Source organism: Aquimarina spinulae (assembly GCF_943373825.1).
Classification (GTDB): domain Bacteria; phylum Bacteroidota; class Bacteroidia; order Flavobacteriales; family Flavobacteriaceae; genus Aquimarina; species Aquimarina spinulae.
Window position 1 is genome coordinate 142,654 of record NZ_CALSBP010000003.1, and the last position, 13,872, is coordinate 156,525.

Consider the following 13,872-nt stretch of genomic DNA (forward strand, 5'->3'; position numbering starts at 1 on the left):
GGGTAAAAGTATTATATATTATATTGCTTATAGTTATCAAAGAAAGACTTCTTTATGATAATACTTTTGTTACTGTATTCTAACAAAAGATTACTATTAAATTTATTAATGATTTTATTGGTTGTTACTCTCGAAACCCTAATGTAATTAGACAGCTCATTTTGATTAAGAGGAGAGTGTATAATAATTTTTTCAGAATTGTAAGGACACCCAAATTTTTCTTTAAATTCAAAGAGCACTTTTATCAACCGTAATTCTGCAGATTGAATTTGAAGTGTTTTTATTCTATTTTCATACTCCTGATATTCCTTACCTAGTATTGATAAAAAATCCTTATAAAGATTGGGATTTTTTTTTATAGCCTTCTGTATGATGTTTTTATCAAACTCATACACTTTTGTTTCTTCACTAAGAGATTCATACATACAATATGAACAAAAATCTATAAAAATAGAACTAGCTCCAAAAACTTGATTTTTTGTTAGTATAATGAGAACTACCTCTTCTCCATGGTCGGTGAAACAACCAATTTTCATAACGCCATTCTTAATAAGATAGATTTTTTTAGAGCATGCCCCGGTACTTTTTATAATCTCATTTTGATAATAAATGTTACACTTATATTGATTGTTTTTTACTAGAATGTTTAATAATTCAAAGCACATAGGGGTTATTTTTTAGAAATTGAATTATTCGCTGACTTTCATTAAATAAATGTTAAAAAATCGAATTGTTAACAGATAATTAAGTTTTTTATTGTGACTTATACACATTCTTTTTACGCTAAAAATGTAATATCACATCAATCATAACCAAAATAAAAAAGATTAAATGTTAGAATTTTTATATCAATAACTTCTATGCGTTTCTAATTTCGATGCAACAAATATTAACTCTTAATTTGCACAAACTCATGAAGCGCACAAACTCAACATATAGAGGTATATACAATCTCTGTAAAAACAGTAGTTCCAGAAACCTATATCAGATAATTTCATTTGGTAGATTAAACTAGAAAGGTATTTTTATTATGGAAACTACAGTTTCTCATGCTACTTCTGAAGCAGAAGTACGTGACACTTTTGGGCATATACCCTTAGTACCAGGCGATACTTTTATAAAATCTACAATAGCGAATTTATCATTATCAGATCAATATCTTTTTCAAAGGTTCGGTCAAGGACCAATAACCAGAGTTCCTTATAGATGTATACACCATGCATTTGAGGCTCATGCCAAGGTAAATCCTAATACTATTGCTGCTAGTCATTTAGGCGAGGAAATTACATATAAAGAATTAGATCATCAGGCAAATTTACTGGCTTTAGAACTCATGAAAAATGGAGTTCAAAAGGGTGATAATGTTGGGTTATTTGTTCAACGATCAATACCAATGTTAGTAGGAATATTGGCCATCTTAAAAGCGGGAGGAGCTTATGTTCCTCAGCATATCGGATTAGCCAAAGACGAGCAATTAAGGTATGTTGTCAAATCAGCAAGTATAAATTTAGTACTCACTTTATCAGAGTTTAAAGATTTAGTACCCGTAATAGATGATAATAAACTTATTGTAATAGATGATTTTTTAAAATCAAATGCAAATAATAATGAGGAAATTATACTACCAAGTGTACCTGTTACCGAAAATGATATTTGCTATATAATTTTTACATCAGGAACAACCGGAGATCCTAATGGAGTTCAGGTTAGTCATGGAAATACGTGTAATATACTCCTTACGTCGCCGGGTGATTTAGGAATGAGACCCGGGTTAAAAGTAGGGCAAATTTTAAGTATTGCTTTTGATATGTCTGTTTGGGAAATTCTGGGGAGTATGGCAAACGGAGCTACCTTAGTTATACGCGGAAAAAATATTCAAGAAACAGTAAGTGAGGTAGATGTGGTGATTTCTACACCAACGATTCTTAGTTCTTTAGATGTTACACATTGCCAGAATGTTCGCGTAGCTATAGTTGCAGGTGAGCCTTGTCCTAGGATTTTAGCAGAAAAATGGTCTTCGTTTTGTGCTTTCCATAACTCTTGCGGACCTACCGAAACTACAATTATCAATACCGTAAAGCGGTTTTTTCCAACAGATGAATTACTTACTATAGGAAAACCTACACCCAATAATACAGTATATGTTTTAGACGAAAACTTAAAACCCTGTAGCATAGGTGAAGCAGGAGAAATGTGGGCAGGAGGTCTTTGTGTAACTTATGGATATATCAATAATCAAGAGTTAACAAATGAAAGATATGTAGATGACCCATTTCTGGGCCAAGGTAAAAAAATGTTCAGAACACGAGATTTGGGAAGATGGACTTTGGATGGTGAATTAGAACATTTAGGGAGAACCGATGATCAGGTAAAGATATGCGGTTTTAGAGTAGAATTAGATTCTGTATCCTCTATTATAGAGAAAATGCCAGAAAGTAAAAGAGCAGCTACTTTAAAAATAGACAATAGAACTTTAATATCCTTTGTAAGCCCAGAAGATATTGATCAGGAAAAGGTTAAAAAACAGGTAGAAGAAGTACTACCATATTACTGTGTTCCGACAATAGTGGTCGCTATGTCCGAACTTCCAATGACAGACCGTGGTAAAATAGATAAAACAAAATTAATGAATCTGATCCCCCTTAAACAAGAACAGGAAGAAAAAACAACAAGTATAAAAATAGATCAAAAACCTATAGAAAATGATGAAATACCCAATTTAGAGATCGTACAGTTACCTCCTCAAAAAAAATCTTTTAGCAGAATGTGGAAAGGAGAAAAACTAATGCATTATTACCGCTTGTTTGCACTGCTTTTAATAGCAAATATTGGAATAATGATCTATGGGGCAACAGAAGGTAATTGGTGGTCTCAGCAAGAAATGCGTTTGGATATTATCTCTAAAATCACACTAATTAACTTTTCAATAGGGATTCTTATTAGACAACAATATATTATTAATTTCTTGTTTTGGGTGGCTACTAGCATTCCTACAAGCTGGCCTTTGTCGATAAGAAGAAGAGCAGGGAAAATATATCATTTTGGAGGAATTCATATAGGAGGGACGATAAGTGGAACCCTTTGGTTTATAGTATTTATGGGGTCATTATATTATGATTTTTTTAACCCTCAAAATGAAACTTCCAAAGATATTACGTTATTGTGGGTAACTACAATACTTACAGGAATTTTAGTTTTTATGATTATTATGGCTTTGCCAAAATTAAGAGCAAAATTTCATAATAATTTTGAAAAAACGCATCGATTTGGTGGATGGATTGCACTAATATTATTTTGGGTACAAACAATGCTTATATTAAGTGAGAATGGTTCTGAACAACCTTTTTTAGAAACCATATTCTATTCTTTCAATTTTTGGGCATTAACAGTAATAACGGTTAGTATAGTATTACCATGGTTAAGATTGAAAAAAGTAAAAGTCGATATTACAAGACCATCAAACCATGTTATTCTGGCACGATTCAATTATGGAGAAACCCCTTTTGCCGGCTCCTCTACAGCAATTAGTAGAGACCCTTTAATGGAGTGGCATTCCTTTGCAAATGTACCAGAGCCAGGTAGAGATGGATTTCGATTAACCATCTCCAGGGCAGGGGATTGGACAGGTGAGCTTATTGATGATATGCCGAAATACTTATGGGTTAAGGGAATCACTACCGCAGGAGTAGGAAATGTTGATAAGCTATTTAAAAAAGTCATTTGGGTAGCAACAGGTAGTGGTATTGGCCCATGCTTACCACATCTTTTTTCTAGAGAAACTCCTGCTCGTTTAATATGGGCAACGCGAAATCCAAGAAAAACATATGGAGATGAATTGGTAGAAGAAATTCTCGAATCACAACCAGAAGCTATCATATGGGATACAGATGCCCATGGAAAACCCGATATGGTGAAACTCGCATACAAAGCATATAAAGATTTTGATGCAGAAGCTGTAATATGTATTTCTAACAAAAAACTTACCTGGAAAGTAGTCTACGGAATGGAAAGTAGAGGGATACCGGCATATGGCGCAATTTGGGATTCTTAAACTTAAATATGTACTAACACAAACTCAACTTTTTTATACAACAACACATAGCTGAAACCAGCAATTTTAATGAAGACATTTTTTAAAAATGAATTGTCTTTAGGAGATGCTATGTAAAAATTAAAACTATGAATATAAAAATCGAACAAAGAAAACGGGTAGTGATTATAACCTTAAATCGCCCAAAAGCATTAAATGCATTAAATAGTGCATTGATGCAAGAAATGGTTTCTGTTATGCAGAAACTAGATAAGGACCCTAGTGTAGGGTGCTTTGTAATCACAGGATCTAAAAAAACGTTTGCAGCAGGAGCAGACATAAAAGAAATGGAAAATAAATCCTATATGGATATGTTTCATGAAAATTATTTTGCTGCCTGGGAAGCTTTTACAGCAATTAGAACCCCAAAAATTGCAGCCGTATCTGGGTATGCTTTAGGTGGGGGATGTGAATTAGCTATGATGTGTGACATTATTTATGCATCTAATACAGCAAAATTTGGGCAACCAGAAATAAAACTGGGAGTGATCCCAGGTATTGGTGGAACCCAACGCTTAACAAAAATGGTAGGAAAAACAAAAGCTATGGATTTGATTCTTACCGGACGTTTAATGAATGCAGAAGAAGCAGAACGATCAGGCCTGGTATCTCGTATAATACCAATAGAAACCTTATTAGAAGAATCTGTAGAAGCTGCAGCAATTATTGCTTCTTATAGTAAAACAACAGCTATGGTTGCGAGAGAAACTATAGACAGAGCTATGGAGTTAGGACTTCGTGAAGGAGTACTCTATGAGAGAAGAGCCTTTCATGCATTATTTGCTACAGAGCACCAAAAAGAAGGTATGCAGGCTTTTGTAGAAAAAAGAAAAGCTGACTTTTCTATACCTAATCAAAAACAAATCATTCAAGCTCACTAATCATTAAACACATAATTAAAGAAATTAAGTCATGAAAAAACTCATAATAATATTAATTGTAATAGGTTTTCAGTATTCAACAATACAAGGACAAGAAGAGAAAAAGAAAAAAGCAACATTAGCTGTAAAAGTGATCCAAAACAGTGTTGCGGGATTTTCGACCTTATTTTTAGGAGGTTTTGAAACTAATAAAAATTTTGATATTACTTTTTATAGTATGTTCTGGACGAATCCTTCTTTCGGAACCCCAGAATCTGGTAGTGATCAATTATTAGAAACAGGTATTGGATTAGGGTTTAAACTAATGGATGGAAAATTATTTCTTAACCCAGGAGTTGGATTTGCCCATGGTAAATTCTTTTCAGATGTTGCCGGCACAAAGATAGGAGAGGCCGTAATCCCTAATACTTTTGTAGCGTTTCATAACTCTATTTTTGATATAGAAGCATATTTAGCCTATTATAAATCATTAAGAGATAGAGAAGATATCTCGACCAAAGATCTACTCCTTTTTTGGGCAGCACCTGGAATTAATGTAAGTGATCGTTTAGTGCTAGGTGGTTTCTTTGAAGAATTAGCCTTTATGAACCTAGAAAATGACGATGTTAATAAGAATATACAAGTATATCGTTATTTAGGAGGTTCTGTAAAATTAAAACTTGATAACGGTATGGCATTTAGGTTTTCTGCGGGAGCTAACCTGGTTACAGATGTAGGAGCATCGGACGAATTTTATAAAGTATCTGCTTTTATACCATTTTAAGAGGATAAGTGTTAATCCGTATACCAATTTATGCGGTAAGGATTAAAAGTCCGTTTTCACAGTTCAGATTGTTATATTATCTTTACTTGTGATGTAATGAATAAAGCTATCGAAAGGTAGCTTTATTCTATTTTTATCTATTTGTTTATCCGTGAATTGTTTCTTTACTTCCCAGAGATTTCATTATTTCTGCTTCAAAAACTAGTAATTCCTGCCACTTTTTGTCGACTTCTTCGCGATTTCCATATTGGCGTGCAAAATTTAAAAACATGGTATAATGATTAGCTTCACTTATCATCAAACTTCTATAAAAATCAGCTAGTTCTGGATCTTCTAATTCTTCAGATAGTAATTTAAAACGCTCACAACTTCTGGCTTCAATCAAAGCTGCATATAATAAGCGATGTATTCCAAAATATTAAAATTTAGAGACAAATATTTTAGATATAGTAAAGGTAGCGAAGTAGCAAATTAGTAGAAAAAATCAAGTCAAAGAGAGCTCCAAAACAGGTCCCACGAAATCTTTGATTTGAATACTATTAAAAAAGATAATTACTTGATTTTAAGTAGATTGTATTATGTCAAAACATGAATCAAGATGTCTTCTTTCATGTTTTGAGACATGTATTAATTGATTATATTTATTTATTTTATCAACTTAGCAGTAACTTATATTAACACAAATTTGACTAAAATGTTACTATTACAATCCACAAGGCTTTTGGCAGTATTCACAGTTAGAATAACTGCTATTTAGTTATTTCCCAAAAATCAGTGCAAAATTACCTCAATTTGAAAGCTCATTCATTCAATTACTATTATTGGATATGATTTTTCTAACAGTGAGATATAAATAGTCTCGTAAATTATTCTTCAATAATTCTACGATCACTTCTTTTGCATTTAAGCTAAATTTTTTAACTAATACAAATTACTATTAAAACTCTTAAAGTTTTAATGTGTAGCATCATTTTTTATTTAGATAAACTCTACTTATGCTAAATAATTAGTGGTGTGTTATTTTAGAATTTAACACATTAATGTAGTATGTCAACTTTATAGTTTTATTAGAACTAATTAATATAAAATTTTTAGAGTTAATGGTTTGGGGTCAGCCATTATCAATTTATAGATTCAAAATCATAAAAATCAAAAATATGAAACGTATATTAACAATCGCAATTGCTCTTTTTACAATAATGAGCTTTGCGCAAACTCAACCACAAAAGGCTAGTGATCTAGTATCCCAACAAAAAAAATCTGGTTCGGCTTTTGAAGAAATTCAACTTTTCAAAATAATAAATAAACAAAAAAATAACCTAAAACTTCCTAAAGGGCTTCATGATTATGTGTTATTCTCATTAGATCAAAATAAGATGAAATCTATGCAAAGGAGTTACCCAAATACTATGAATTTGAGTATTCCAGGGCAGAAATCAGCAATGTCGGTTGATCTTGTAAAAGTAAATATTAAAACAGATGATTTTTTGGCTAAAGGTACACAGGGTAATGTGTTGCCTTCTTCTGGTATAGCACATTATAGAGGTGTGGTAAGCGGACAGTCTAATTCTTTAGTAGCTATCAGTTTTTATAAAGATAATGTATCTGGTTTTATTAGTACGAATGGCCAAGGAAGTATAGTATTGGGTGCGTTAAGTAATAGCAAGAATCATATTATCTATAAGGACAAGGAACTTAGTCATATAAATGATTTTTCTTGCCACGTAGAAGACAATATGGAAAAAGGATACACTCTTGAAGAATTGTCTTATAATCCACAGAGTAAATCAGCAGCAAAGTGTGTAAAAATGTTCTTCGATATAGCCGCAGATATAGTTAGGGATAAAGGAGGAGAACAACAGGCTACTAATTATATGGAAACTTTATTTAATCAAGTAGCTGCCCTGTATGCTAATGATCAGATAACTCTTAAATTATCTGGTACCAAAGCTTGGAGTTCTAATGAACCATTTCAGAATTCTAATCTTGATAGCTATGGTAGGTATAGGAGAAATAATGGTCTTAATGGAGCAGATTTAGCACATCTGGTTAATTATTCATTTAATGGAGGATTAGCTGCTTCTATTGGAGGTTTGTGTGGTTCTAAGAATTATGCTGTTTCTGGTATTAAAGGTAGTTTTAGTAATGTACCTACTTATTCTTTCGATGTATTCTTAATTTCTCATGAAACAGGACATAATGTAGGATCACGTCATACACATGCATGTGTGTGGAACGGTAATAATACAGCTATAGATGGTTGTGCTGGCCGTGTAGAAGGAAATTGTAGATTACCAGGGAATCCTGCAGGAGGAGGAACCATTATGAGTTATTGTCCACAAACTAGTGTTGGGGTGGATTTTAGCTTAGGGTTCGGTTCTCAACCTGCTAATGTGATCCGTAATCATATTTCGAGATCAAATTGTATACAGACTTGTGACGGTGGAGGGTGTAATACAGGAGATGCTATATCGGTAACATTTACCAATAATACAGATTGTACTTTAGAGTATTTCCAGAACAATTCTTTACAAGGATCTGCCAATGCAGGAGGCTCGTATAATGCAAATACTACTGTAGGAAGCGCGTGGCAAGCCAAAAAAGCTTCGGGAGATACTGTAGATAATTTTACTGTTGCTTGTGGCCAAACAACCTATAACTCTTCAGGAAATTGTAGTAGTGGTGGTGGTAACTGTGATGGTGTAGCACCATATTCTCCTAGTACAGTTTATAATGTAGGAGATCGAGTAACCTATAATGGATCTTTATATGAAAGAACTTTTAACGGATGGACTAATTTAGGGCCGTGTACTACAACAACTGATCCTTGTACAGGAGTGGCACCATATTCTCCTGGTACTGTATATAATGTAGGTGACCGTGTAACTTATAATGGATCTTTATATGAAAGAACTTTTAACGGATGGACTAATTTAGGTGCTTGCGGAGGAGCATTTTCTGCTTTCAATGGAGATGGGCCAGCGGGAGGATTACAATTTAAAGCATTCCCTAATCCAGCAAAAGATCTTTTAAACCTGGAAATTAGTAATGCAAAATCTTCTTCTCAAATCAGTATCAAGGATATGAATGGAAGAACATTAGAGATCATAGACCTTAAAACACCTCCGGGAGGAAATATAGTGAGAAAAACAGTAGATATTAGTAAGTTATCTACTGGTATCTATTTTATAAAAGTTACCAATAGTGGTACAACTCTTACTAAAAAGTTTTTTGTAAAATAAATTTTTAAATAATAATAAAGTTTGACCCTATTTATAAAGAGACTGTTTAAAAAGGCAGTCTCTTTTTTATTATTTGAGTATGGTTTTTATCCTTAGGTTATATAAACCATAAAGTTGTTTTCAAGACTTAACGTCAATGCCAATCTAGTCTTTTGTTTTCGAGTTATGATGATTTACTTCTCAAGAATTATCCCGTTTGTATAAGTCAATATGATTATCAATCATTTAGATATAACTAAATTAACTAATCTTATTTATCCATGAATCGTTTCTTTATTACCAAGAGATTTCATTATTTCTGCTTCAAAAACTAGTAATTCCTGCCACTTTTTGTCGACTTCTTCGCGATTTCCATATTGGCGTGCAAAATTTAAAAACATAGTATAATGATTAGCTTCACTTATCATCAAACTTCTATAAAAATCAGCTAGTTCTGGATCTTCTAATTCTTCAGATAGTAATTTAAAACGCTCACAACTTCTGGCTTCAATCAAAGCTGCATATAATAAGCGATGTATAAGTTGGGTTGTTCTACTTCCCCCTTTTGGGAAAAAAGTTATCAATTGAATCACGTAGTCATCCTTTCGATCTCTACCGAGAATCCAGCCCCGTTCAAGAATTTTATCATGAACCATTTTAAAATGGCTCATTTCTTCTTTTACCAGTTTTATCATCTCTTGCACTAATTCTGTGTATTCTGGAAAACTCACAATAAGCGATATTGCTGTAGAAGTAGCTTTTTGCTCGCAGTATGCATGATCTGTAAGAATTTCTTCAATATTTTTCTCTACAATATTAACCCATCTCGGGTCTGTGGGAAGTTTTAAGCCTAGCATGGTTCTGGTAGTTTTTTATAATAATTACAAATTTATGAAGTAACTCATTATAGAACTAAGATTCGAAAGAAAATATTAAATTTTTCATTTATCCTTATTCCAAGCAACCTTATAGGTTTTTATTCATCTTATTAAAAAATAGATAGCATGAATACAAGAAAACTGATTGGTCTAATCGCAGTATTCGGAATTTTGGCCTGTAACAGTGATGATGACGATAATAATACAGATAGTTGCGATCAATTAACTGTAATTAGCTCAAAACAATATGTTAGTGAACCAGATCATAATCTAACAATAAGTAGTTTAAAAATAAATGAAAATTGTTTGAAAATCAGTTTTGGCTCTAGTGGATGTAGTGGAGATACCTGGGAGTTAAAACTTATTGATTCTGAAGAGATTTTGGAAACCAACCCGCCACAAAGAAATTTGAGGTTGTCTCTAAAAAATGAAGAGTTATGCAATGCAGTTATTACAAAAGAAATATCGTTTAATATTCTTGGGTTAAAAGTAGATGGTAATAAGGTATTGCTTAATATAAAGAACTCAGATGATCAAATACTTTATGAATATTAAAAAAACCAAATAATTATAAAGACAAAATAGGATTAAATATCTAAATCAAAAGAGGAGCGTAACTTATCAATAAGAGGGTTTTTTTCTCTTAATTTTTCATACTTATCCTGAGGAGTGAAGGCATATTTTTTAGAAGCTTCTTCGTTTACAGTAATCTTCATTTCAATACTGTAATTTTTTAATTTTTTGAATAGAAACTGCAATAGTCCTGATTGTGCAGCTTCCATATCAACTTTCATCGACTGATTAGGTAATTCTAATAAAATAGAACCTTCGTCAAGGGTTGGGATATTCATAGCAAACATAGATCCGATAATACGCTCTCCTTTTTTATCTTGCATTTTACCATATTCTATCCAGCCTTCTTGCATTTGTGATTCTGTAAATTCTTCTTTTGGTAAATTTTCAGGATCAATTACCTGTTCTTCTTTACTTTCCTCATGTTCTTTCTTCCTTTTAATGCTACTTAGTGATAAGCCAGAAGTTCTACGTTCTTTATGTATTAAAACAGGTTTTTTCTCTACTACTGCAGGATTTTCAGCTGTAATTGTACCTTCAGAATTATCCTCTTGAATATCAGGTTTTGCGTCTTTGTTTTGTGTAATCTCGGATACGATAGAGGTTGAAGGTTCTGTTTTTTCTTCTACTTGAGGAAGTGCGCTGTTTTGTTTTTCGATTTCAGTTTTTTCTAAAGTCTTTTCTTTTACTTCAGTTGAAATTTTAACAGGATTAATTCCTTTTTCTTTAAAGTAAGAAGGAGGGATTATGTAGGGTTTGTCATTTTTTTTTTCTCCATCCACAAGGATAGAGGCAAGTTGCATTAGGCATAACTCGACCAGCAATCTTTGATTGCGACTAGTCTTATATTTTAGATCACAATCATTAGCAAGCTCAATACCTTTAATAAGAAAACCATGGGGGGCTTTTTGTGATTGTTCTAAATATTTAGTTTTCGTTTGTTGCCCCACTTCGAGAAGATTGATAGTAGCTTGATTTTTACATACTAATAAATCTCTAAAGTGCGATGCAAGGCCAGATACAAAATGATGCCCATCAAAACCCTGAGCAAGAATTTCGTTAAATTCTATAAGGAGTTGTGGGATATTGTTCTCAAGTATTAAATCAGTAGTTTTAAAATAAGTTTCATAATCTAATACATTCAGGTTTTCGGTTACTGCCTGTCTGGTTAAATTTTTTCCACTAAAACTAACAACTCTATCAAAGATTGATAACGCATCCCGCATTGCGCCATCTGCTTTTTGAGCGATAATTTGCAAAGCGTCTTCATCTGCAGTAATCCCTTCTTGCGCTGCTACTTGCATTAAGTGATTTTTTGCATCAGTTACGGTAATGCGTTTAAAATCAAATATTTGACATCGCGATAAGATTGTAGGTATGATTTTATGCTTTTCTGTCGTGGCCAGGATAAAAATTGCATGTTTAGGAGGTTCTTCTAATGTTTTTAAAAAAGCATTAAAGGCTGCTTGAGAAAGCATATGTACCTCATCAATAATATATACTTTATAGTTTCCAACCTGTGGAGGGATGCGAACTTGATCAATAAGGCTTCTAATATCATCTACAGAATTGTTTGAGGCTGCATCGAGCTCAAAAATATTAAAAGCAAAATCTTCATCAGGGTGCTCATTTCCATCCTGATTAATTGTTTTTGCAAGAATTCTGGCACACGAAGTTTTTCCTACTCCTCTTGGTCCGGTGAATAATAAAGCTTGTGCAAGATGATTGTTTTCTATAGCATTAAGCAGTGTATTGGTAATTGCTTGTTGCCCTACAACATCCTTAAATGTTTGGGGTCTGTATTTACGTGCTGATACTATAAAATGCTCCATCGCTACAAAGTTAAAAATTGCTTACAAAAAATAAATTATAGCTATCGGTTTTTATTTTTAGTTATTAACAGCCAAAAAATAATTCTGAATTCTGAATTCTAAGTTCAGAATTATAATACTTTTGCACAAAGCAGATCACCTTATCGCTCTCGATGATTCGGGAGAGGAAAGTCCGGACACCATAGCACAGTATAGCGGGTAACGCCCGTCCGTCGTAAGGCGAGGACAAGTGCAGCAGAAAGTATGTACAGGTAATGCTGTAGTGAAACCAGGTAAACTCTATGCGGTGCAACGCCATGTAAACCAGCTTTTGAGGGTTGTGCGCCCAATGTTGGAGGGTAGGCGGTTTGAACTGGTAAGTAATTATTAGTCTAGATAAATGATAAGGATCTCGATGTATCGGGAAACAGAATCCGGCTTATGATCTGCTTTTTTTACAACTCCTTTAACAATATCTAATATCAATTTTCTTGTACCTTGTACCACAAGAAAAATTATTTGAATGAAAATTGCTATAGTCTGTTATCCTACCTTTGGAGGTAGTGGAGTGGTAGCCACAGAATTAGGAATTGCTTTGGCAAAACTAAACCACGAAGTACATTTTATTACCTACAAACAGCCTGTTAGGCTAAATCTGTTGAATCCGAATATTCATTTTCATGAAGTAAACGTACCTACATACCCTCTTTTTCATTATCAACCATACGAATTGGCATTATCTAGTAAATTAGTAGATACCATTAAAAAATATAAAATTGATGTACTTCATGTTCATTATGCGATTCCGCATGCATATGCAGGATATATGGCAAAAAAAATGCTTGAAGAAGAAGGAATTTATGTTCCTATGGTAACTACATTGCACGGTACCGATATTACTCTGGTAGGAAACCATCCTTTTTATAAACCGGCAGTGACATTTAGTATCAATAAAAGTGATATGGTTACTTCTGTATCTCAAAGTCTTAAAGACGACACATTACGTCTGTTTGATATCAAAAATGATATTGAGGTAGTCCCTAATTTTATTGATGCAAGTCAAAGAAAAACCAGTTTTACAGATTGCCAACGAGAACTTATGGCAACTCCAGAAGAACGTATAGTTACTCATATTAGTAATTTTAGAGCTGTAAAACGTATTACTGATGTTGTAGATATTTTTTATAATATTCAGAAAAAGATGCCTGCAAAGTTATTAATGGTTGGAGAAGGCCCAGAACGTAAACCAGCCGAAGAAAGATGTAAAGAACTTGGTATAAAAGATAAAGTGGTTTTCTTTGGTAATAGTAATGAAATAGATAAGATATTGTGCTTTTCTGATTTGTTTTTACTTCCATCAGAACGAGAAAGCTTTGGTCTGGCAGCATTAGAAGCGATGGTAAATAAGGTTCCTGTAATATCGAGTAATGCAGGAGGGATTCCTGAAGTGAATAATCATGGTGTTTCTGGTTATATGAGTGATATAGGAGATGTAAAAGATATGTCAGAAAATTCGATCAAAATTCTGGAAGATGATGACAGATTAGAAGCCTTTAAAGAAAATGCATATAAAGAAGCAATGAAATTTGATATAAGTAACATTATCCCACTATATATAAAAATGTATGAGAGTGCTTTATCAGCAGTATAATATC

The 13,872-nt window shown here is 33.0% G+C and carries 9 protein-coding genes, 1 other RNA gene and 1 pseudogene; 7 read left to right on the top strand and 4 right to left on the bottom strand.

The annotated features are described in order from the left end of the window. Window positions 1-11 precede the first annotated feature (11 nt). Window positions 12-665 (bottom strand): Crp/Fnr family transcriptional regulator, encoded by a 654-nt coding sequence (locus NNH57_RS23355; RefSeq protein WP_074406347.1) that lies wholly within the window; start codon window positions 663-665, stop codon window positions 12-14. Between the two features lie 365 nt (window positions 666-1,030). On the opposite strand from NNH57_RS23355, the gene NNH57_RS23360 reads away from it, so the two are divergent. The 3 genes from NNH57_RS23360 to NNH57_RS23370 all read left to right on the top strand — a co-directional run bounded on the left by NNH57_RS23360 (window position 1,031) and on the right by NNH57_RS23370 (window position 5,734). After that, on the top strand, window positions 1,031-4,051 hold the full coding sequence (locus NNH57_RS23360; protein ID WP_199915442.1) for an amino acid adenylation domain-containing protein: 3,021 nt from the start codon (window positions 1,031-1,033) through the stop codon (window positions 4,049-4,051). Between the two features lie 128 nt (window positions 4,052-4,179). Next, entirely contained in the window at window positions 4,180-4,971 is a 792-nt protein-coding gene (locus NNH57_RS23365) for an enoyl-CoA hydratase (RefSeq protein ID WP_108808908.1), read from the top strand. A gap of 31 nt (window positions 4,972-5,002) precedes the next feature. After that, window positions 5,003-5,734, top strand: coding sequence for a DUF6733 family protein (locus NNH57_RS23370; protein ID WP_074406344.1), 732 nt, complete (start codon window positions 5,003-5,005; stop codon window positions 5,732-5,734). 145 nt (window positions 5,735-5,879) lie between these two features. Here NNH57_RS23370 and miaE read toward each other — a convergent pair. Next, window positions 5,880-6,143 (bottom strand): annotated as a pseudogene (gene miaE / locus NNH57_RS23375) (tRNA isopentenyl-2-thiomethyl-A-37 hydroxylase MiaE); the annotation flags it as partial. Between the two features lie 748 nt (window positions 6,144-6,891). On the opposite strand from miaE, the gene NNH57_RS23380 reads away from it, so the two are divergent. Further along, a complete protein-coding gene (locus NNH57_RS23380) occupies window positions 6,892-8,976 on the top strand; it encodes a M12 family metallo-peptidase (RefSeq protein ID WP_159099337.1) in 2,085 nt (694 codons plus the stop codon). Between the two features lie 254 nt (window positions 8,977-9,230). Here NNH57_RS23380 and NNH57_RS23385 read toward each other — a convergent pair whose 3' ends face one another. After that, window positions 9,231-9,812: a MiaE family protein gene (locus NNH57_RS23385; RefSeq protein ID WP_108809297.1), complete on the bottom strand. Its 582-nt coding sequence runs from the start codon at window positions 9,810-9,812 to the stop codon at window positions 9,231-9,233. A 147-nt stretch (window positions 9,813-9,959) separates the two neighbouring features. Between NNH57_RS23385 and NNH57_RS23390 the strand changes: the two genes are divergently transcribed. Then, window positions 9,960-10,388 carry a hypothetical protein gene (locus tag NNH57_RS23390; RefSeq protein ID WP_108809296.1) on the top strand — a complete coding sequence of 143 codons (429 nt, stop codon included), beginning with the start codon at window positions 9,960-9,962 and terminating at the stop codon, window positions 10,386-10,388. A gap of 32 nt (window positions 10,389-10,420) precedes the next feature. Here the strand turns inward: NNH57_RS23390 and NNH57_RS23395 are convergent, their stop codons facing one another. Continuing rightward, window positions 10,421-12,238: a DNA polymerase III subunit gamma/tau gene (locus NNH57_RS23395; RefSeq protein WP_108809295.1), complete on the bottom strand. Its 1,818-nt coding sequence runs from the start codon at window positions 12,236-12,238 to the stop codon at window positions 10,421-10,423. A 127-nt stretch (window positions 12,239-12,365) separates the two neighbouring features. Between NNH57_RS23395 and rnpB the strand changes: the two genes are divergently transcribed. Beyond that, window positions 12,366-12,674, top strand: an RNA gene (gene rnpB, locus NNH57_RS23400) — RNase P RNA component class A. 66 nt (window positions 12,675-12,740) lie between these two features. Continuing rightward, on the top strand, window positions 12,741-13,868 hold the full coding sequence (bshA, locus tag NNH57_RS23405) for an N-acetyl-alpha-D-glucosaminyl L-malate synthase BshA (protein ID WP_074406339.1): 1,128 nt from the start codon (window positions 12,741-12,743) through the stop codon (window positions 13,866-13,868). Window positions 13,869-13,872 lie beyond the last annotated feature (4 nt).